Source organism: Paenibacillus sp. AR247 (assembly GCF_002968895.1).
In the GTDB taxonomy this organism is placed as follows: Bacteria; Bacillota; Bacilli; order Paenibacillales; family Paenibacillaceae; genus Paenibacillus_AQ; species Paenibacillus_AQ favisporus.
Genome location: NZ_PCZT01000002.1, coordinates 275,253 through 294,856, shown reverse-complemented (window position 1 = coordinate 294,856; position 19,604 = coordinate 275,253). Strand labels below are relative to the sequence as shown.

The window sequence follows — 19,604 nt, the reverse complement described above, 5'->3', positions numbered from 1 at the left end:
GTATCACGATGTCGTACGCCTGATTTTGCAGTACCGGACCATCGCCAAGCTTCAGTCGACGTATGTGGAAGGACTGTTAAAGGAAATTTCGGAGGAAACGGGCAAGGTGCACACGTATTACCGCCAGACGATTGCGGCTACAGGACGCCTAAGCAGCCAGTTCCCGAACCTGCAGAACATCCCGATCCGCCTGGAAGAAGGACGGAAAATCCGCAAAGTGTTCGTTCCATCCGAACCGGGCTGGTACATTCTGGCCGCCGACTACTCGCAGATCGAGCTGCGGGTGCTGGCCCATATCTCGGGGGATGAAGGGCTGAAGGAAGCCTTCCTGCACGATATGGACATCCATACGAAGACAGCCATGGACGTGTTCGGTGTTAAAGCCGAAGACGTTGACGCCAATATGCGCCGGTCCGCCAAAGCGGTTAACTTCGGTATCGTGTACGGCATCAGCGACTATGGTCTGTCCCAGAACCTGAACATTACCCGGAAGGAAGCGGCCCAATTTATCGATCAATATTTCGATGCCTTTCAGGGCGTTCGCAAATATATGGACGATATCGTCAGAGACGCCAAGCGCGACGGTTATGTCACCACGCTGCTGGAGCGCAGACGTTATTTGCCGGAAATCAATGCGAGCAACTTCAATCTGCGTTCTTTCGCCGAGCGAACTGCGATGAACACGCCGATCCAGGGCACCGCCGCCGATATCATCAAGCTGGCTATGGTTCAGATGGATGCGGCGCTGGCCAAAGAGAAGCTGAAGAGCCGCATGCTGCTTCAGGTGCATGACGAATTGGTATTCGAAGTCCCTGAGGAAGAGCTGGAGCTCATGAAAAAATTGGTGCCGGAGACGATGGAGCGTGCGCTGGCCCTGTCCGTACCGCTCAAAGCCGAAGTGAGCTACGGAGTCAATTGGTACGAGGCGAAATAAAGGGCTCCGCAAGCGCCCGTGTGTAAATCTTACGGGTTCCCCGCGAAATTCTTGAGCAAACTTCGAAGAAAAAACGCCGCTTTGTGGGGCTGTCTTACGCTATAATAGAGGTTGAGGTGAAGTCATCATGCCGGAATTGCCGGAAGTCGAAACAGTCAAAAGAACACTCAATCAGCTCGTGAAGGGAAAGATGATTGACCGCGTTAGTGTGAATTTGGCGCGGATCATTCAGCGCCCCGATGATATAGATCAGTTTGCGTGGATGCTGGCCGGACACACCATTGAAGGTGTGGAGCGGCGCGGCAAATTTTTGCGGATCCTGCTGGACGGGCTCGTGCTCGTCTCCCATTTGCGGATGGAGGGACGATACGGGGTATACCAGAGCAGTGATCCGGTGGAAAAGCATACGCATGTCATTTTCCACTTTACCGACGGTACCGAGCTGCGGTACAAGGATGTGCGGCAGTTCGGAACGATGCATTTGTTCCAGCCCGGAGAGGAATTCCAGCTTCCCCCGCTCTCCAAGCTGGGATTGGAGCCGCTGGATCCGGCGTTTACGCTGGAGCGTTTCAAAGAAACGCTAAAGGGGAAGAAGACCAAAATCAAGGCTGTCCTGCTCAATCAGGCATATATCGTCGGCATCGGGAATATTTATGTGGATGAGTCGCTGTTTCGGGCGGGCATTCACCCCGAGCAGCCGGCCGATACGCTGACGGATGGGCAGCTCGAAGCGCTCCATCAGGCGATTGTAGCCACGCTCGCCGAGTCGGTTGAGGTGGGGGGATCGTCCATCAAGTCTTATGTCAATGGACAAGGTGAGATGGGCATGTTCCAGCACCAGCTGAAGATTTACGGCCGGCAGAACCAGCCGTGCGTAAATTGCGGCACCGCCGTGGAGAAAACGGTCGTTGGCGGGCGCGGAACCCATTTCTGCCCGTCCTGCCAAACCCTGAAATCGTAACAATTCGAACTGGGCGTGCACCCCTTTTTTGTACCCTCCATATACTGAGGTAGAGATATCTTATGAAGCGGGGCTTCCGAATGCCTGATCCATACTGCAGGCTTTTTCGGGGCACCGCTTCTGTCACAGGGAGGGAACGGGGTGCTCAGTCATGTTCTTGCACTGCTGCTGCTTGCGTTAGCATTAAGTTTGGACAGTTTTGGTGTCGGCATTACATACGGCCTTCGTCAAATGAGGATTTCGCCGTTATCGATAGCGATTATTTCTTTATGCTCCGGGGTCATCATCTATGTGTCCATGCAGGTGGGCGTGCTGCTGGCCCAATTCGTATCCCCTTCGATCGCCTCCATCATTGGAGCGGTCATCCTGATCATTATGGGCTCTTGGTCGCTGGGTACAGGATGTGGATCCAGAAGGNGAAGNGCGGGGAAGCAAAGAAGTCTTGGAAGCCAAAGACGCAGATGTCACCAAGCAGGCTAAAGACGCCCAAACCAGCGGGATAGGGGGGCATGGCTTGCAAAGCTCCGGCGGAGAAGGTACACTGGACCCTGCCCAGCATGAAGCACCTGAACAAACGGTGTTTTCACTGGAAATCCGGAAGCTGGGCGTCGTGATCCGCATTTTGCGGACGCCGTCTTCCGCTGATATGGATAAGTCGGGCAGCATCTCCGGATGGGAGGCCATGTGGCTTGGTATCGCCTTGTCCCTGGATGCGTTCGGCGCGGGTCTAGGCGCGGCATTGCTCGGATTTTCGCCGCTGCTGACCGCCGTCGTGATCGCTCTCTTCAGCGGCACCTTCTTAGTCGTCGGAATGAAGACGGGATTGCGCTTTGCGTCCCGAACGTGGATGCGCCGGTTTACGGTGCTGCCGGCAATATTATTAATTGTAATGGGAATAATGAAGCTGTTATGAGGTGAGTTAAGGATATGAACATCGGGTTAACCGGAGGAATAGCGACAGGAAAAAGTACCGTATCCGCCCTCTTAGTCAGCAAGGGGGCGCTGCTTGTTGACGCCGACGTCATCGCCCGGGAAGTCATGCTCCCGGGTCATCCGGTTTTGGCGGCGGCCGTTGAGCATTTTGGACAAGCCATCCTCCTTCCGGACGGAACGCTGGACCGCAGACGCCTGGGGGATATCGTGTTTCACGATCCCGGCGAGCGCAAAGCTCTGAACGATATTACGCATCCTGCGATCCGTCAGGAGATTCGGGAGCAGATGCAGACCTTTGAACGGGAGCACCCGGACCGCCTGGTGGTGGTGGACATCCCGCTCCTGTTTGAATCGGGTCTGGAAGCGATGTTTGAGCAGGTCCTGCTGGTCTATGCCCCGTTTGAGGTACAGGTGGAACGCTTGATGGAGAGGAACCGGCTGACGAAGGATGAAGCGGTCGCGCGGATTCGTTCCCAAATGGATATCGAAGAGAAGAAGAAGCGGGCCGACGTTGTGATCGACAACAGTGGACAACCTTCCGAGACGGAGCGCCAAGTGGATGAATTTTGGAACCGGAAGGGCCTGCTATGAAGTTTTTACGCAAAAAAAGCGTGCTTCTTCTGTTGTTTTTAGGATTTGTCGTCATCCTGTTTTTTAATACGAACTGGATGTCGTGGTTTTACCCGATTCATTATAAAGAGAACATTCGTGAGCAGGCTGAGCGTTATGACGTCGACCCGTTCCTGGTGGCTTCGATTATCCGGGTGGAATCCAATTACAAGCTGGGCAAGGAGTCCAAGAAGGGGGCCCTCGGCCTGATGCAGTTAATGCCGGATACGGCCAATTGGGCGATGGAAAAGGCCAAGCTTCCCGAGGTGACGCTGGACCATATTAAGCATGAGCCGGAGGCCAGCATCGAAATCGGCACCTGGTATCTCAAAACGCTGTCGGAGCAATTTAAAGGAAACCGGATTGCCGTCATCGCCGCATACAATGCGGGGCCTGGTAAAGTGGATGGTTGGCTGAAAAGGGGCGTATGGGACGGGACCTACGACTCGGTCAAAAATATTCCCATCGGGGAAACCCGGCACTACGTTCAGCGGGTCATTTATTACTACAATCAGTACACGCGGATATACAGCGAGTTTTAAAGGGAGTACTGTTCTGTCGCTAAACATAACAAAAGAAGCATTGGAGAAGCTAGGTTAGCGTCTCCAACACTTCTTCGGGTATCAAACCGAATTAGAATTGACCAGCCAGTTGTTGTTCAGCCAGGGTCACCAAACGTTTAGTGATAAGTCCCCCGATCGAACCGTTCTCATATGCAGTCATGTTGCCTTGGTATCCGTCTTGTGGGATGCTGATACCCAGTTCTTGAGCGACTTCATATTTCAATTGGTTCAGGGCTGCGGTAGCTTTAGGTACTACCAGGTTGTTGGAGCTGTTGTTGTTGGAAGCCATTGTTGTTCACCTCCTCGCTGTTTGTAAATGTATTATGTCTCGAAGCTCAAAAGTTCATTACTCTTTTTGAAAAGTTTTTGTTGGAAATTTAATACATTTCGGTGAGGCGGCAAGTTAATCCCTGATGGGATAAGGGTTCGCGATATTCGGACCCTGTGAATGTTCGTGATTTTGTTCTATATACACCGTGATTTGCAAAGGAAGGGAGTTTACCATGAAATGTCCGTACTGTGATTATGCCGGCACGAAAGTGCTGGACTCACGGCCCGCTAACGAAAATAAATCGATCCGCCGCAGGCGTGAGTGCGAGAAGTGCAGCCGGCGCTTTACCACGTTTGAGATGGTGGAGGAAACGCCGCTGATGGTCATCAAGAAGGATGGAAGCCGGGAAGAGTTCAGCCGGGATAAAATCCTCCGCGGCCTGATTCGCGCCTGCGAGAAGCGCCCGGTATCCGTGGAGCAGCTTGACATGATCGTCTCCGAGGTGGAGAAATCACTGCGCAACACCGCCGTGGCGGAGGTGGAGAGCCGCCAGATCGGCGAGCTGGTGATGGAGCAGCTGTATCCCGTGGACGAGGTGGCTTATGTCCGCTTTGCGTCGGTTTACCGCCAATTTAAAGATATCAACATGTTCATGAAAGAGCTGAAGGGGCTGCTGTCCAAAAATACGGTGGAGGACTAACCGTAAGGGAGCATGCTGCTTTGCCGGTCCGTTACAGAGGATGCAACCATCTTAAAAGAGCAAAAGGGCCTTAGGGCCTCTTTTGCTTTTGGCGGTGGCCATGGCATGGGAGCATAAGGCTGAACACTTGCGTGAGCTCCAAAATCTTTTTTGAATTTTTTTGTTTGTACACATGCATAAATCTTTGATAAATTATAAGAGTCGCTGATACATAATAAATCAGTAGAAAATATTAAGGGGCCTTAGCTCAGCTGGGAGAGCGCATCGCTGGCAGCGATGAGGTCAGGGGTTCGATCCCCCTAGGCTCCATAGAAGAAAACCCTTGGGAATCAAGGGTTTTTTGTTTTTCTTTTTATATTAAGTCCGGGCCCACTTCTTCCGGTACTGGTGCGGCGTAATGCCCATGCGCTGTTTGAACAATTTACAAAAATAAGAGCTGTTTGCCAAACCAATCTCCTCAGCAATGAGCGAGATTGGTTTTTTGGTGGTCGTTAACAGCAGAACGGATTGATGGACCCGGCGGGCCATGATGTATTCGGAGATGCTGATGCCTGTCGCTTCTTTGAAAAGATGCGATACATGATAAGGAGATAAATGAAGCGACTTGGCCATGTCGTCCAATCGAAACGGTAACGTATAGTTGGCCTCGATCCATGTCAATATGTGCTCCACCTGATGATTTTGGCGAAGGGCCGGTTTCGGCAGCCCGGCTTCCGTCCGCTGATTCCATACGTGTTGGATCGAACGGTACAGCATAACGAGAAATAAAGAAAATTCCTCATATCTTTCTGCCTCTGAAAGCGCGTGTAATTGATCATCCAAGCTTTTGTAGACAGCGTCCAAGATGTGGAGCTCATCCCCGGTATCATATAAACACGGAACAGGGAGTTCCCCTAAATATATGAATCGATAAAAGGTATGAAGCGAAGGCCATTTTTCAAAATAAGACTCAAACATCGTCGGTTCAAAGGTCACAAGGGAACGTTCGAAGCATTGGCCTTCGTCGTATTCGAGCTTGAGATGATGAAGCTGATAAGGCTGAAAAATACAGAGCATGCCCGGTTTGATGTCGTAGCGGTTGTTATTGACGATCATCGTCCCCTTCCCTTGATGGATCAACAATATTTCCACCCCGAGATGGGAATGGAAGGTTTCTTTATGCTCATAGTTGACGCTTTTTCGTTTATAGGCAAAATGCAGGGGCACCTCGCTATAGTTACCCGCAACAAAAGACATGGCTGCTGCCTCCTTCTTCCCCCGTATGTACTCGCTTTCGAATCTATTCTATCGCAGAACCGCAACCCAGTGTTATTTTTCCCCCCACAGCGAAGCACAATGTTCTCGCAGCTTCAGTTAATATCCTTATATACCAATGAAGAACGCTCAGGGGAGGTTAAATGGATGATCAAGGTTGCGATTATAGGGACCGGGGCGATTTCGTCCGCTCATATTGAAGGTTATCTGCGGCTGAAGGACCGCTGCCAAATTGTTGCGTTATGCGATCTTTATCCCGAGAAGGCCGAAGTCAAGCGGGAGCAATACGATTTGGACGCTGTCATCGTTAAGGATTACAAGGAACTGCTTGATCAGGAGATCGACCTGGTTTCCATTTGCATGCCTCCGTTCGAACATGCGCCGGTCACCATTGATTTTCTGAATGCAGGCAGTCATGTAATCGTGGAAAAACCCATGGCTTCTTCTCTTGAAGAATGCGACGCCATGATCAAAGCTGCGGAACAAAGTGGAAAAGTATTATCCGTCATTGCCCAAAATCGCTTCAGAAATCCGATTATGAAGCTGAAGCACGTTATTGACAGCGGATTGGCCGGCAGGATTCTTCATGCCCAGGTGGATTCGCATTGGTGGCGGGGCCATTGCTATTACGATTTATGGTGGCGCGGCACGTGGGAGAAGGAGGGAGGCGGTCCGACGCTGAATCATGCGGTTCATCATATCGACGCCTTGCTCTGGATGCTGGGTCAGCCAAGCGAGCTTCAGGCTTATATGAGCAACGTCGCGCATGACAATGCGGAAGTGGAGGATCTGTCCATCGCGATTTTGAAATATCCGAACGGCAGCTTGGGGCAAATTACAAGCTCCGTCGTTCATCATGGTGAAGAACAGCAGTTTATTTTCCAGGGTGAGCATGCCCGGATCTCGGCGCCGTGGCGGGTCACGGCTTCCAGGTCACTGCCGAACGGCTTCCCGGAGCGGGAACCATCTCTAGAGGACAAAATTCAGCAATACTACAGCGAGCTGCCGGATTTGCCATACGAAGGCCATACGGCACAGATCGATAATGTGCTGAATGCCATCGAGACCGGGGCGCCGGTATGGATTGACGGAATCAGCGGACGGAATACGCTGGAACTCATTATGAGTATTTACAAATCCGCAAGCACCGGAGAAAAGGTCAAACTTCCCCTGCAGCAGGATGATCCTTTTTATACGCGGGAGGGCCTGATGAAGAATGCACCTCATTTTTACGAAAAGGGCAGCAGCGTTGAAAATTTTGCGGATCTAAAAATAACGACAGGAAGCCGTTACGGCGTAACGAACGGACAAACGTCAGGCAAACAGTAAATCCCAATCATCGGGATGGGCAACCTTAAGCGCGAAAGGGATGAAGGAGATGCAGAAGAACGACGGGATGAATTATGCCCCGAAAGGAAAACCCAATTCAGTAGTCGGGCCGGGTGAATTTGTGATCGCCGCGGTAGCGCTCGATCATGGGCACATCTATGGAATGGTCAACGGACTGATCGAGGCAGGCGCTACCTTAAAGTGGGTTTATGACCGTGACCGGGCCAAGGCGGAAGCATTCGCACGAACCTATCCCCAAGTAACGATTGCAGCCTCTGAGGAAGAGGTTCTGGCAGATCCGCAGGTTCAGCTTGTTGCAGGAGCAGCCATTACTTCGGAACGCTGTGCGTTAGGGCTTCGGGTGATGGACGCAGGCAAAGATTATTTTACGGATAAAGCTCCCTTTACAACGCTTGTGCAGCTGGAGTCGGCCCGCGCCAAAGTGCGTGAAACCGGAAGAAAGTATATGGTTTATTACAGCGAAAGGCTGCATGTCGAATCGGCGGTTTATGCCGGGCAGCTCATTGAGCAGGGCGCGATTGGGCGGGTGCTGCAGGTGACGGGATTCGGACCGCATCGGTTAAACGCTTCGTCCCGGCCGGATTGGTTTTTTCAAAAGAAGCAATATGGAGGAATTCTATGCGATATTGGCAGCCACCAGGTCGAGCAGTTTCTTTTTTATGCGGGTTGTAAACAAGCGGAGGTTCTGCATAGTAAAGTGGCAAACTACAATAACCCTGAATATCCGGAGCTTGAGGATTTTGGCGATGCCACCCTGCTAGGGGACAACGGGGCCACGCAATATTTCCGGGTGGACTGGTTTACGCCGGACGGCTTAGGTTCATGGGGAGACGGACGCACCCTGATATTGGGAACCGAAGGTTATATTGAGCTGAGAAAATATATCGATATCGCCCGCGACCGGACCGGCAATCATGTCTACCTGGTTAATCAAGAAGGGGAATACCATTTTCATGTTGACGGACAGGTTGGATATCCGTTCTTTGGAGAGCTCATTCTTGACTGCCTGAGCCGGACCGAGAATGCCATGACACAGGAGCATGCCTTTATGGCGGCTGAGTTGTGCTTGAAAGCGCAGGAAATGGCGCTGGACGTGACCCGAAGCCGCAGCTGATTGCATGAGCAGGCCATGAAGGTCATGGAGCAGCTGCTTAAAATGCATCTGTTAATATAAGCTGGGAGGGCGTCGTATGTATCATACAACCTCCCTTAATCGTTATTTAGGTTGATCTATCAGCTGCTTGACCATGAGGATATGAGGTATGCCATCTTCCATAAATTCCTCCGAAGAAGTTCGGTACCCAAGTTTCTTATAGAACCCTTCCGCCTGACTTTGCCCGTGCAATTTAACCTGCTGTACCCCTTTGTCTTTAGCGATTTCTTCTAACGATGCAATGATCCTTCTCCCGATTCCGAATTTGCGGTAAGGCTGCAGGATGCAAATCCGCTCCAGCTTTCCGGATCCTTCGTGAATTCGTATCCGCCCCGTTCCTACGGGCTGATCATCATAATAGGCGATGATGTGCTCACATGGTCCACCCAAAGTATCAAACTCGTCGAATTCATCATTCAGCGGAACGCCCTGTTCCTCAACAAAGACGTTTCTCCGGATAGAAAACGCAGCCTCTAACTCCTCAGGTAGATTAATTCTTTGGGTTTTCAATCGTTCTCGGCCCTTTCATGATGTATTCAATGATCGTTATTCAAATTATAGGATGAATTATGTTGTAAATGCAATAAAAATAAATTTCTGCGGTTGAAACCACCCACGAGGAGCAAAAAAGCCCCAAATAACGGGGCTTGAAAATCATATGGGTCTCATGAAAAAAAGGCTGTGACCATCTCAATTTTAGCTCTGTGCGCTTGTCTTGATAAGATCTTTGGCATGCTGCCTTCCTGTCGATAATAGACTGTCACTCAGCTCGGCATCACTAACGGAACGCGCCAGTACAATCGTGCCGACCATAAGGCTCAGCAAAGCTTGGCCAGTCAATGTATCGACTTCTGCCAGGTCAGAGATAAAATCAATCATGTACTGCAGCTCCTCGGTAAAGACTTGGCGCACCTCTTCGGACATTCGGGATACTTCACTGGAAAGGGCGGGAAGAATGCAGCCCACCTCGGTTTGGTCGCGATGCTGCGGACTCAAATAATAATGAATGACCGCGTGGATCTTGGGTGCTTCCTTTTCCTGGTCCGCCGCCTTCTGCAGCAGGGCAATGGTCTCGCTGATCGCAAAGCGGCAAGTTTCAGCGACCAATTGTTCTTTATTGTCAAAGTGTGAATAGAACCCCCCGTGCGTCAGACCGGCCCCCTTCATAATAAAGGGAACGCTGATATCGCGTACTCCGCTGGCTCGAATGGCTTTGGCTGCACTTTCAATAATACGGCCGCGAACCTTTAATTTATGACCTTCCGGATAAGGCAATGCAATCACTCCTAGTGGCAAAAAACGCATTTTAAAATATTATAGGCATCATAATAAAACCTGTCAATTTCACTCGGTCCAGTCGATTGGTTTTGCGGCAAATGAGCAGATGATATTGACTGTTTTAAAATATGATGACTATAATATATTGCATTCATCATATTTTATTTTGGAGGTGCAAAGTTATGAATGACCTTAAATCGGTAGACACCCTGGTAATAGGATCGGGTCCAGGAGGTTATGTGGCGGCGCTTCGGTCAGCACAGCTTGGATTGACAACGGCTGTCGTTGAGCGCGGCCGGATCGGCGGAGTGTGCACCAACATAGGCTGCATTCCTTCCAAAGCGTTGATTGGGGAAGCGCATCGCTTCAAGCAGCGTAAGCAATGGAATCAGGCAGTTGCTGCTGCTGCTTCCTTCGAGGATGCTCAGGGCTTTAAACAAGCCGTCGTAAATAAGCAAGCCGGTGGAGTTCAATATTTGTTAAAGACGGCCGGAGTTTCGGTTCTTGAAGGAGAGGCCCGCTTGATTGACGAGCACACCGCTTCCGTTCAACAAGCGGGAGCCGAGCATAGGATTTCTTTTAAATACGCCATCTTAGCAACAGGTTCTCGTCCAATTGAGCTTGCGGCTTTACCTTACGGCGGACGTATTATGTCTTCCACTGAAGCGTTGTCCCTTTCACAAATTCCATCGAGCCTGGTCGTGATCGGCGGCGGTTATATCGGCGTTGAACTGGGGCAAATGTATGCCAAATTCGGAACAAAGGTTACGATTCTGGAGGGAGGAGGACAGGTGCTGCCCGGATTTGAGGCGGACCTTGTGGCTCCGGTTGTACGGCAGTTAACCGAAGACGGTGTAACCATCATTACGGACGCTATAGCCGTCCATGCAGAACAAGATGCGGGCGGGCTGACACTCCGCTATGTGTGTCAAGATGAGCAGCGTACTGTTAGAACTGAATATGCGCTGGTGACTGTCGGAAGAAGACCGAATACGGACGGCGGATTAGGGTTCGAGAATATCGGCTTGCAGACAACAGGCAGGGGGCTGATCGAAACGGACGCTCAGTGCAGAACGGCGGTTCCGCATATATTTGCGATCGGTGACATTACGGAAGGTCCGGCTCTGGCCCATAAAGCTTCCTACGAAGCTAAAGTCGCTGCAGAAGCTATCGCCGGCAAACCTTCTATCGTGGATTACAGAGCCATTCCGCTTGTTGTATTTTCCGAACCTGAATTGGCCAGCGTTGGTCTGACAGAGACAGCATGCAAGGAACAAGGCATCCCGGTTATCGTGGGCAAATCCTCCTTTAGTATTAATGGCAGAGCTTTGGCGCTGAAAGAAGAGCCAGGATTTGTGAAAATCATTGCGGATCAAGCGTCGGGGATCGTTAAAGGAGCGCAAATCGTGGGCATAGAGGCGTCAACCCTCATATCGGAGCTTGCCTTGGCGATCGAAATGGGAGCGACGGTAGAGGATCTCGCGATGACGATTCATCCCCATCCTACGTTAGGGGAAGTGATTATGGAGGCGGCCGAGAACGCGGTGAGAAAAATGAGAATTGCTAAATAATGAGAATTGCATAATAAATGCGGATTTTTGCCCAAAAAGAAAAGCCATTTGCGAGAGCAAACGGCTTTCATGACGGCGATTCATAATCAGCTCATCCTGTCTTTCTCGTTCTTCATCTTGTTCATCTCGGTTAATGTCATCTCATTGCACTGCCGGATGAAGTTCAAAATCAGCTGCAGTTCCTGCTCCGTATACTGCGAGACGATCTCGAGCGTCGACTGCATGATCGATTGGAACAAGGGAGAGATGGATGCCGAGCCTTCCGGCACCGGTTTGACGACGACACGTCTGCGATCGTTCGGATCCTTATCCCGGATGACATAACCCGCTTGTTCGAGCCGGTCGATGACACTGGTCACAGCACCGCTGGCCGGCCGTGACAGGTCCGGCTTGATTCAAGTAATCCAGGCATTTGTGGTCGGTGGCGTTCAAACCCAATCGTTCCGAAATGAGCTGATGGAACATCACGGCACGGGTGCTGTTCTGGCGCAGCTCGTGCACCATTTCCTGCTGTAAGGAAGCGAGTTCAGGTGACACGCGGTCCTTTTCTTTTGACATCTTGATTCCTCCGCGTATGCGACTTATGTCTTTTCTCGTTAAGATAAACATTATATTAAGATGATTTGCCGATCAAGACTTATTTACTCTACATAGTGACATTAAGGCGTCTACTTTGACCCAATCCACGAAAAGGGCGGTTTTACGCAATGTGAAGTAGGATTAAAGATCAGCAGCGGAGGATCTGCAATTAAGCAGAAAGAAAACCCTTGTTAATCAAGGGTTTTCTGGTTTTCCTCTATGCATGTTTAATAGATGCGATATTTTCCGCTTAGCGCCAGGAGGCTAAAGAATAAAGGCAGTTGTCGTAATATCGGCGAGTGCCTGTTCTAAGCGGTGTGTTCCAGAACTTGTGAACAAAGAGGAGCGCATCTTCACCGTCGGCGGCCAGCGATGCCATCGCATTGGTGGCCAACAGCCCGATGGGGTGCAAGGCCGGCTCTTCAAAAGGGCTCCCGTCGATGCGGTATCTTCGGTATTCGGAAGGCTCGATCTCCCGGAAAAACCGCTGAATCCGGTTGGACTGCCCGACCTGCCATGGATCCTGGCGGAACCATTCCCAGTCGAGGGCAATGTTGGCCGCCACCCGGTACGCATCGCTGAAGAAATGGCGGTAATCGCCATGGGGCTGCGGTTCAGCCGGCGTGCCGTCATAATTCGCATACTCCGGAGACAGTCCTGTTTCTGGGTGACAGGCCAGATGCAGATAAGCCCGGCTGGCGACGGCAGCTTCTTTCCAAAAAGTCCGATCCCGTTCGTCGACACGCTCGGCGAACAGCTCATAGAAATGGGGAAGGTGATAGGATGGATCGCTGAAGGGAGACTCCGGAATGAACTTGATGAGCTTGGTTGCAGGGTCCCACATCGGATCTCCTTCCTGGCCCCGGCCTTTATGGACGCAAGCGCGAAGAATCGTCCTCGCCTGCTCGGAGTAATCGTACGGCGGCAGTCCGTCGCCCCACCGGCTTGAAGCAAAGAACAGGGCCATTGCGAAGTATTCCTCCCCGTCAGGAGCGGGTCCAGGAGACAGGCGGGTGCCGTCCGGCTTGCAGTGCCAGGCGAAATAATCCTTGTAGCGTCCTTCTGTATGCTGCATATACGATTTGGAAAAATTCCAGAGCCGGTCGAAGATGTCTTTCTTATCCATCTGAACGGCCATCATCATGCCGTATGACATCCCTTCGGTGCGGACGTCCGAGTTGCCTGTATCCAGAACATATCCTTTATCCTCGCCAAGGGGGAAGTAGATTCGAACTTCAGGGGCACCGTCAAATAAGTCGCTCCACGCCTGTTCAAGCCTGGCGTCGATTTCGTCTTGCGAATAACCCGCTTCCAGGAATACATTCCGATATTGGCCGGTATAAAACGCTCCTTGCATCGTTAGAGCCATAATCAACCTCCAGCTGTTAGTTTAAGCTTATCGTACCATAAGGGATACTCTAAAAATTAAAGCGTTTACCCTTCAAATTATAGGTGTTCGTGTTAGCTGTATAAAAATAATACTTTACCGATCGTTCCCGAAATGTTATGCTGAATTCGTAAAGAAGAGGGTTCACAGCGTTCGAAGTAGAATGTGCATTCTCAAAATAGGCAATACTGTTCTAAGATAAGCGAAGGGAAAGGGAAGCGGAAAGGACAGATTTTCTATACCGATGATTCCCGAAATGATAATATAACGGAAGGAGGTGTACGGGGTGGCCAGAAGCAAAGAATTTGAGGAAAGCGCCGTTCTCGAGAAAGCGATGAAGCTGTTCTGGGAACAGGGCTACGAGAAGACATCCATGAACGACCTTGTCGAGCATATGGGCATTCACCGCAGAAGCCTGTATGATACGTTCACCGATAAGCATACGTTGTTCCTGAAAGCGATCGACCGCTTTGGGGAACGGTTCAACGCCAGAATGTCCGCAGGGGTTAAGCAGTCGGAAACGGCCGAACAAGCGCTGAAGTTTGTTTTCCAATACATGATCCATGGGGATGAAGACGTACCGCCAGGCTGCATGGTCGTGAACTCGGCCGTGGAATTGGGGATCCGTGATGAAGAGGTGGACGCAAAGGCGACGGAGGCATTTGCCAAGGCCGAGCAGCTGCTGAGGGAAATCGTGTTTTGGGGGGCGGAGTACCTTCATAACGCTCTGGTGGGAATTCGAGTGATGAAACGGACGTCCCTTCCCCAAGAAAAACTGGAGCGGATCGCAGACATTTCGATACGCTTCGTCAAAAATAAAAACATATTTTTTTTAATAATTATAGAATGATCGTTCTCAAAATGGCAGTGCTAAAACTTTTTAATGAGCATAGCATGACGCATGGTTAATAGAACAATCATTCCCAAAAAAGGAGACGATCATTATGAAGACGTTAATTATTGCTGCACATCCCGATTTGCAGGCCTCCCGGATCAACCGGGCCTGGACCGAAGCGGCACAAAAGCAAGCAGAAACGACCGTACACCTGCTGTATGAAGCCTATCCGGACAAAAAGATCGACGTATCACGGGAGCAAAGTCTGCTGGAGAGCCATGACCGGATTATTTTTCAATACCCGCTGTACTGGTACAGCACGCCGCCGCTCCTCAAACAGTGGTTTGATGAGGTTCTCACATACGGCTGGGCTTTCGGTCCTGGAGGGGACCGCTTGAAGGGGAAAGAAATCGGTATTGCCATATCGACTTCAGGCACCGCGGCTTCGTATCAACCGGGAGGATACAACCTGTTTACAATCAGGGATATCGCAAAGCCGGTGGAAGCGCTGGCCAACTATGTTAGCGCCCGCTATCTCCCGCCATTTGCACTGCATGACGCGCATCATGTAACGGATGAGCAGATCGCCTACAGCCGGGCTGCGTATGTCAAGCACTTGGTTGAGGCGCAGTCCGTACGATACGAAGCACTTGAAATCCATTGACCAAGTGGATTGAAACGGAATACGGCCGGCTCGATATCCTGGTCAACAATGCAGGCGTCTCGTTGGAAAAACCCGAATATGAAGGGGATGCTTTCAGAGATACGTTTGAAGTGAACACGTTTGCGCCTTATTTTATTACGGAGGCACTGCTGCCACTGCTGCTGAAGAGTGAGGCGGGGCGGATCGTGAACCAAAGCAGCGCGCTCGGCTCGATTCAATTCATCCTGACGAACGAGCTGGCGCAGCGTATTGCGACTCCGGCCTATTCGGCCTCGAAAGCGGCGCTGAATATGCTGACGGCCTATTGGGCGCAAAAGACCAGCGGGACGAACCTGAAAGTAAACGCGGTGCATCCGGGGTTGGTTAAGACCCGCATGGGCGGTGACAAGGCCGAACTGACGGCCGAGGAAGGCGCGGTGACGGCTGTTCGGCTGGCAACGATACCTGAGGACGGCCCGACCGGCGGATTTTTCTACATGGATGACAAGCTTCCGTGGTAAATACTTCTATATATCGGCAAAAGCCCTTGGAGATCAAGGGCTTTTTCTCGTTCTTTCGTATTTTTGCTTTGCATATGACATCTCATGTCATATAATCAAAAGGATAATCAGAATAAGTGGAGGGACATAAAATGGCATCGAAAATCAGAATTGGTATTGTAGGCTATGGTAACCTTGGACGAGGCGTCCAGCAATCCATCGCGCAGAACGAAGATATGGAATTGGTGGCGGTATTCACACGGCGTGATCCGTCGCAGATGCCTGCTGAAGCGGGCGTCAAATTTGAGCATGTATCGACAGTGGAACAATATAAAGGATCGATCGATGTCATGATTCTGTGCGGAGGATCCGCAACCGATCTTCCCGAGCAAACACCGGCCATTGCCGCCCTGTTTAACACGGTGGACAGCTTTGATACGCATGCCAAGATTCCTGAGTTTTTTGCAAGCGTGGATGCAGCGGCTAAAAACGGACAAACCGTCAGCGTCATCTCGACCGGCTGGGATCCGGGCTTGTTCTCCATGAACAGACTGCTCGCTGAGTCGATTCTCCCGCAGGGCAAGGAATACACGTTCTGGGGTAAAGGCGTCAGCCAGGGCCACTCGGATGCCATCCGCCGCGTTCCGGGCGTCAAAGCAGGAGTGCAGTATACCGTCCCGGTAGAAAGCGTCATCGAACAAATCCGCAGCGGCGAAACGCCAGAACTGGCAACCCGCGAGAAGCACGAACGGATTTGCTATGTCGTTGCAGAAGAGGGTGCGGACCGTGCCGAGATTGAAAAGACGATCGTGCACATGCCTAACTATTTTGCAGACTATGACACAACGGTCCATTTCATTACGGAAGAAGAGCTGAAATCCGAGCACAGCGGCATGCCGCACGGCGGATTTGTGATCCGGAGCGGAGTGACCGGCCAAGGAACGAAGCAAATCGTCGAATTCAGCTTGAAGCTGGAGAGCAACCCGGAATTCACCGCAAGCGTATTGACCGCTTATGCCAGAGCGGCCGTCCGGTTGGCGAAAGAAGGAGCCGTTGGCGCTAAAACGGTATTTGATATTCCGCTCGGCTACCTATCCGCGAAAAGTGATGCGGAACTGCGCCAGCAATTGCTGTAAATTTGCACCGATAAATGCATTTAATCGACTAAAAAATATTTTTTATTGGAAAAAACCCCTGAACCTGCATTAGAATTTAGTGAAGCAAAGCGTTATAGTGCAAAAAAATGTGCGAATTGTGCAAAAGGGGTTGGGTTATGAATAGTGTAATGGATACGAAGGGTTTAAATACAGCCGAAAAGTATGTTAACGATGTGTACAATTTAGTCGTTTCCCGGAATCCTTCCGAGGATGAGTTCCACCAGGCCGTTAAGGAAATTTTTGACTCGCTGGTACCTGTTCTTGCAAAACATCCGGAGTACATGGAAGAAGGCATTTTAGAACGCATAGTTGAACCCGAGCGTCTCATCACATTCCGCGTGCCTTGGGTGGACGATAACAACAAGATTCAGGTCAACCGGGGATTTCGGGTACAATTCAACAGTGCACTCGGTCCATATAAGGGAGGACTCCGGTTCCATCCTTCCGTCAATGCAAGCATCATCAAGTTTTTGGGTTTTGAGCAAATCTTGAAGAACGCATTAACCGGCCAGCCGATCGGCGGAGGCAAGGGCGGCTCCGATTTTGATCCAAAGGGCAAGTCGGACCGGGAAATCATGCGGTTTACCCAAAGCTTCATGACGGAGCTGTATAAGTATATCGGACCCGATGCGGACGTCCCTGCCGGCGACATCGGCGTAGGAGCCCGGGAGATCGGGTACATGTTCGGGCAGTATAAGCGGATCCGGGGCGGCAACGAAGCCGGCGTGCTTACAGGCAAGGGCATCGGATACGGCGGAAGCCTGGCGCGTACGGAAGCGACCGGCTACGGATGCGTGTATTTCGTGGATGAAATGCTGAAAGACAACGATCTGTCCTTTGAGGGAAGCAAAGTCGTCGTATCCGGTTCCGGAAATGTATCCATTTATGCTATGCGCAAAGCGAAGGAGCTCGGCGCTACGGTCGTCGCGTGCAGCGATTCCAACGGCTATATCTATGACGAAAAGGGACTGGACATCGATACGGTTCAGCGCCTGAAAGAAGTAGAGCGGAAACGGATTAAAGAGTACGTCGATGAACATCCGGATGCCGTTTATGTCGAGGGCTGCCGTGACATTTGGACCGTTCCATGCGATATCGCGCTGCCTTGCGCCACGCAAAACGAAATCGACGAGGAATCGGCCGCCCTGCTCGTTAAGAATGGCGTGAAGGCGATCGGTGAGGGCGCAAACATGCCGTCCACCCTTCAGGCGATCGAAATTTTCCAGAAGAACGGTGTCCTGTTTGCACCGGCCAAAGCGGCGAACGCGGGCGGTGTGGCCGTATCCGCGCTGGAAATGGCCCAAAACAGTATGAGAATGTCCTGGAGCTTTGAAGAAGTTGACGCAAAGCTGAATGATATCATGAAAAATATTTATGCGAGCTGCGTTCAGGCAGCCGATGAATACGGATATCACGGCAATCTCGTCGTAGGTGCCAATGCTGCCGGATTCCGGAAAGTAGCGGACGCTATGATCGCTCAGGGGATCGTCTAAGTCCTCCCCGCAGCTTGATATACCAATCGAAATGAACTCATATCACGATAAAAACCACGGATAAAGGTTGGGATGCCCATCCTTTATCCGTGGTTTTCTTTTTTATACGTTACGAACCAATCGGAGTACCGCGGCTTCATCCCGCATATGAAAAAGCCCTTGGGTCCCAAGGGCTTCTCATGAATATGGATTTAAAAGGCCACAGGCAGGGCAGCCAGCCCTTGGGAGCTGAGCGTAAAGTTCCAAGGGACCTCATCCCGGGGAATGCTCAGCCGCAGGTTCGGCATGCGCTTCAGCAGCGTGGTAAAGGCGATGTCCCCTTCGATGCGGGCCAGCGGCGCTCCCAGGCACATATGAATGCCGTGGCCAAAGGCGAGATGCCGGTTGATCTGGCGCGTAATGTCCAGCTCTTCGGACTGGTCGAACTGGCGCTCGTCTCGATTGGCCGATTTCAGCACGGGGATCACGGCATCGCCTTTCTGGATGGACTGCCCGGCGAGCACGATGTCCTCCGTGGCAAAGCGCGGTCCGGCAATGGTGGCCGGCCCGTTGAAGCGCAGCAGCTCCTCAACGGCGGAAGGCACCAGGCTCGGCTCGGTCTTGAGCTTCTCCAGCTGCTCCGGATGATCCAGCAGCATCAGGCTGCCGGTGGCGATCAGGTTCGAGGTCGTTTCGTGGCCGGCAAAGATGAGCAGGGTGATCATCGACACGAGCTCGGTTTCCGAGAGCCGGTCCCCTTCCTCTTCGATCGCGATCAGCTGGCTGATGAGGTCGTCCGCAGGCTGCCGCCGTTTGGAAGCCACCAGCCGGGCGGTGTACTCACCGAAGGCGAGCATATTCTCTTCAACGCCCGGCTCGCGTCTTCCCAGTCCCAGCCCGTGGGCGAGAGCGGCCGACCAGGTATGTATCTGCTCCCGGTCTTCCTGGGGAACGCCCAGCATTTCGGAAATGACGTTGATCGGGAGCGGATAGGCGTAGTCCTTGACGAGGTCCATTTCGCCTTGCGCCTCGACTTGGTCCAGCAGTTCGTCGGCGATTTCCTGCACGCGGGGACGAAGGCTCTCCATGTATCGCGGCGAGAACGCCTTGGATACGAGGCTCCGCAGCCGCCGGTGGTCCGGGTCATCGACCGTGAGCATGGAGTGTCCGGTGAAAAAGGTGGGAGGTGCGGACGCATCCGAACCACCGGCCAAGCTCTTTCTGAAATCTTCATTCCCGTCGATCGAAGCGGGGTCCACCGTGAAATGGGCATGGTCTTTGAGCACCTGCATCGCTTCCTCCATCCGGGTGACCATCCACGCTTGACGATCCGGCCCGCCCATAGGAAACGGGATCGGAATAACGGCATTCATTTCTCTCATCTGGGCGAATACAGGGAACGGATTTTCCCCGCTGGCACCGCTGAATAAATTCAGCGCTTCCGGGGCAATGGG

General features: G+C 51.7%; 20 protein-coding genes, 1 tRNA gene and 2 pseudogenes. 16 read left to right on the top strand and 7 right to left on the bottom strand.

Features of this window, described 5'->3' with window-relative positions; translation table 11 throughout:
* From CPT76_RS01845 to CPT76_RS01820, 5 genes and pseudogenes are all read left to right on the top strand, one after another.
* On the top strand, positions 1-934 hold a 934-nt coding region (locus CPT76_RS01845), incomplete at its 5' end, for a DNA polymerase (protein WP_258167988.1).
* Positions 935-1,061: 127 nt separating this feature from the next.
* On the top strand, positions 1,062-1,895 hold the full coding sequence (gene mutM, locus CPT76_RS01840) for a DNA-formamidopyrimidine glycosylase (RefSeq protein WP_105441746.1): 834 nt from the start codon (positions 1,062-1,064) through the stop codon (positions 1,893-1,895).
* 141 nt (positions 1,896-2,036) lie between these two features.
* Positions 2,037-2,808, top strand: a pseudogene (locus CPT76_RS38715) (MntP/YtaF family protein).
* Positions 2,809-2,822: 14 nt separating this feature from the next.
* Entirely contained in the window at positions 2,823-3,419 is a 597-nt protein-coding gene (coaE, locus tag CPT76_RS01825) for a dephospho-CoA kinase (RefSeq protein ID WP_089545828.1), read from the top strand.
* Positions 3,416-3,979 carry a lytic transglycosylase domain-containing protein gene (locus CPT76_RS01820; protein ID WP_105441744.1) on the top strand — a complete coding sequence of 188 codons (564 nt, stop codon included), beginning with the start codon at positions 3,416-3,418 and terminating at the stop codon, positions 3,977-3,979. The genes coaE and CPT76_RS01820 overlap by 4 nt, the downstream gene beginning before the upstream one ends.
* Before the next feature lie 91 nt (positions 3,980-4,070).
* Here CPT76_RS01820 and CPT76_RS01815 read toward each other — a convergent pair whose 3' ends face one another.
* On the bottom strand, positions 4,071-4,289 hold the full coding sequence (locus tag CPT76_RS01815) for an alpha/beta-type small acid-soluble spore protein (RefSeq protein WP_076170450.1): 219 nt from the start codon (positions 4,287-4,289) through the stop codon (positions 4,071-4,073).
* A gap of 214 nt (positions 4,290-4,503) precedes the next feature.
* Here CPT76_RS01815 and nrdR point away from each other — a divergent pair, with 214 nt between their 5' ends.
* Positions 4,504-4,971 carry a transcriptional regulator NrdR gene (nrdR, locus tag CPT76_RS01810; RefSeq protein WP_076170449.1) on the top strand — a complete coding sequence of 156 codons (468 nt, stop codon included), beginning with the start codon at positions 4,504-4,506 and terminating at the stop codon, positions 4,969-4,971.
* Positions 4,972-5,207: 236 nt separating this feature from the next.
* Positions 5,208-5,280 (top strand) — tRNA-Ala (locus CPT76_RS01805).
* Positions 5,281-5,328: 48 nt separating this feature from the next.
* On the opposite strand, the gene CPT76_RS01800 is transcribed toward CPT76_RS01805, so the two are convergent.
* Entirely contained in the window at positions 5,329-6,207 is an 879-nt protein-coding gene (locus tag CPT76_RS01800; RefSeq protein ID WP_105441743.1) for an AraC family transcriptional regulator, read from the bottom strand.
* Positions 6,208-6,372: 165 nt separating this feature from the next.
* Between CPT76_RS01800 and CPT76_RS01795 the strand changes: the two genes are divergently transcribed.
* Together CPT76_RS01795 and CPT76_RS01790 are read left to right on the top strand one after the other, a co-directional pair.
* The gene (locus CPT76_RS01795; RefSeq protein WP_105441742.1) at positions 6,373-7,554 is read left to right on the top strand and encodes a Gfo/Idh/MocA family protein; all 1,182 of its coding nucleotides are present in this window, start codon (positions 6,373-6,375) and stop codon (positions 7,552-7,554) included.
* 49 nt (positions 7,555-7,603) lie between these two features.
* Positions 7,604-8,689: a Gfo/Idh/MocA family protein gene (locus CPT76_RS01790; RefSeq protein ID WP_105441741.1), complete on the top strand. Its 1,086-nt coding sequence runs from the start codon at positions 7,604-7,606 to the stop codon at positions 8,687-8,689.
* Positions 8,690-8,791: 102 nt separating this feature from the next.
* Here CPT76_RS01790 and CPT76_RS01785 read toward each other — a convergent pair whose 3' ends face one another.
* Both CPT76_RS01785 and CPT76_RS01780 read right to left on the bottom strand, forming a co-directional pair.
* On the bottom strand, positions 8,792-9,238 hold the full coding sequence (locus tag CPT76_RS01785; protein ID WP_105441740.1) for a GNAT family N-acetyltransferase: 447 nt from the start codon (positions 9,236-9,238) through the stop codon (positions 8,792-8,794).
* A gap of 186 nt (positions 9,239-9,424) precedes the next feature.
* Positions 9,425-10,003: a TetR/AcrR family transcriptional regulator gene (locus CPT76_RS01780; RefSeq protein ID WP_105441739.1), complete on the bottom strand. Its 579-nt coding sequence runs from the start codon at positions 10,001-10,003 to the stop codon at positions 9,425-9,427.
* A gap of 185 nt (positions 10,004-10,188) precedes the next feature.
* On the opposite strand from CPT76_RS01780, the gene lpdA reads away from it, so the two are divergent.
* The gene (gene lpdA, locus CPT76_RS01775; protein WP_105441738.1) at positions 10,189-11,577 is read left to right on the top strand and encodes a dihydrolipoyl dehydrogenase; all 1,389 of its coding nucleotides are present in this window, start codon (positions 10,189-10,191) and stop codon (positions 11,575-11,577) included.
* An 86-nt stretch (positions 11,578-11,663) separates the two neighbouring features.
* Here lpdA and CPT76_RS38710 read toward each other — a convergent pair whose 3' ends face one another.
* Positions 11,664-11,936 carry a MarR family transcriptional regulator gene (locus CPT76_RS38710; protein ID WP_258167981.1) on the bottom strand — a complete coding sequence of 91 codons (273 nt, stop codon included), beginning with the start codon at positions 11,934-11,936 and terminating at the stop codon, positions 11,664-11,666.
* Positions 11,937-11,967: 31 nt separating this feature from the next.
* Between CPT76_RS38710 and CPT76_RS38705 the strand changes: the two genes are divergently transcribed.
* Positions 11,968-12,093 carry a hypothetical protein gene (locus CPT76_RS38705; protein WP_258167980.1) on the top strand — a complete coding sequence of 42 codons (126 nt, stop codon included), beginning with the start codon at positions 11,968-11,970 and terminating at the stop codon, positions 12,091-12,093.
* 290 nt (positions 12,094-12,383) lie between these two features.
* Here CPT76_RS38705 and CPT76_RS01765 read toward each other — a convergent pair.
* Positions 12,384-13,525: pseudogene (locus CPT76_RS01765) on the bottom strand (family 8 glycosyl hydrolase).
* Positions 13,526-13,829: 304 nt separating this feature from the next.
* Between CPT76_RS01765 and CPT76_RS01760 the strand changes: the two are divergent.
* The 5 genes from CPT76_RS01760 (at position 13,830) to gdhA (ending at position 18,171) form a co-directional block, all read left to right on the top strand.
* Positions 13,830-14,393, top strand: a complete 564-nt coding sequence (locus CPT76_RS01760) for a TetR/AcrR family transcriptional regulator (protein ID WP_105441737.1) — start codon at positions 13,830-13,832, stop codon at positions 14,391-14,393.
* A gap of 94 nt (positions 14,394-14,487) precedes the next feature.
* A complete protein-coding gene (locus CPT76_RS01755) occupies positions 14,488-15,042 on the top strand; it encodes an NAD(P)H-dependent oxidoreductase (protein WP_105441736.1) in 555 nt (184 codons plus the stop codon).
* Positions 15,039-15,542 carry an SDR family NAD(P)-dependent oxidoreductase gene (locus CPT76_RS01750; protein ID WP_258167977.1) on the top strand — a complete coding sequence of 168 codons (504 nt, stop codon included), beginning with the start codon at positions 15,039-15,041 and terminating at the stop codon, positions 15,540-15,542. The genes CPT76_RS01755 and CPT76_RS01750 overlap by 4 nt, the downstream gene beginning before the upstream one ends.
* Before the next feature lie 131 nt (positions 15,543-15,673).
* Positions 15,674-16,657: a diaminopimelate dehydrogenase gene (locus CPT76_RS01745; RefSeq protein ID WP_105441735.1), complete on the top strand. Its 984-nt coding sequence runs from the start codon at positions 15,674-15,676 to the stop codon at positions 16,655-16,657.
* Positions 16,658-16,806: 149 nt separating this feature from the next.
* Complete coding sequence (gene gdhA / locus CPT76_RS01740) at positions 16,807-18,171, top strand: NADP-specific glutamate dehydrogenase (protein WP_374954589.1); 1,365 nt, start codon at positions 16,807-16,809, stop codon at positions 18,169-18,171.
* A gap of 191 nt (positions 18,172-18,362) precedes the next feature.
* Here gdhA and CPT76_RS01735 read toward each other — a convergent pair whose 3' ends face one another.
* Positions 18,363-19,601: a cytochrome P450 family protein gene (locus CPT76_RS01735; protein ID WP_105441877.1), complete on the bottom strand. Its 1,239-nt coding sequence runs from the start codon at positions 19,599-19,601 to the stop codon at positions 18,363-18,365.
* Between the last annotated feature and the right edge of the window lie 3 nt (positions 19,602-19,604).

Excerpts from the sequence above, each read along its gene's own strand:
- mutM (WP_105441746.1), top strand. The coding sequence starts at position 1,062 with ATGCCGGAATTGCCGGAAGTCGAAACAGTCAAAAGAACACTCAATCAG.
- coaE (WP_089545828.1), top strand. The coding sequence starts at position 2,823 with ATGAACATCGGGTTAACCGGAGGAATAGCGACAGGAAAAAGTACCGTA.
- CPT76_RS01820 (WP_105441744.1), top strand. The coding sequence starts at position 3,416 with ATGAAGTTTTTACGCAAAAAAAGCGTGCTTCTTCTGTTGTTTTTAGGA.
- CPT76_RS01815 (WP_076170450.1), bottom strand. The coding sequence starts at position 4,289 with ATGGCTTCCAACAACAACAGCTCCAACAACCTGGTAGTACCTAAAGCT.
- nrdR (WP_076170449.1), top strand. The coding sequence starts at position 4,504 with ATGAAATGTCCGTACTGTGATTATGCCGGCACGAAAGTGCTGGACTCA.
- CPT76_RS01800 (WP_105441743.1), bottom strand. The coding sequence starts at position 6,207 with ATGTCTTTTGTTGCGGGTAACTATAGCGAGGTGCCCCTGCATTTTGCC.
- CPT76_RS01795 (WP_105441742.1), top strand. The coding sequence starts at position 6,373 with ATGATCAAGGTTGCGATTATAGGGACCGGGGCGATTTCGTCCGCTCAT.
- CPT76_RS01790 (WP_105441741.1), top strand. The coding sequence starts at position 7,604 with ATGCAGAAGAACGACGGGATGAATTATGCCCCGAAAGGAAAACCCAAT.
- lpdA (WP_105441738.1), top strand. The coding sequence starts at position 10,189 with ATGAATGACCTTAAATCGGTAGACACCCTGGTAATAGGATCGGGTCCA.
- CPT76_RS01755 (WP_105441736.1), top strand. The coding sequence starts at position 14,488 with ATGAAGACGTTAATTATTGCTGCACATCCCGATTTGCAGGCCTCCCGG.
- CPT76_RS01745 (WP_105441735.1), top strand. The coding sequence starts at position 15,674 with ATGGCATCGAAAATCAGAATTGGTATTGTAGGCTATGGTAACCTTGGA.
- gdhA (WP_374954589.1), top strand. The coding sequence starts at position 16,807 with ATGGATACGAAGGGTTTAAATACAGCCGAAAAGTATGTTAACGATGTG.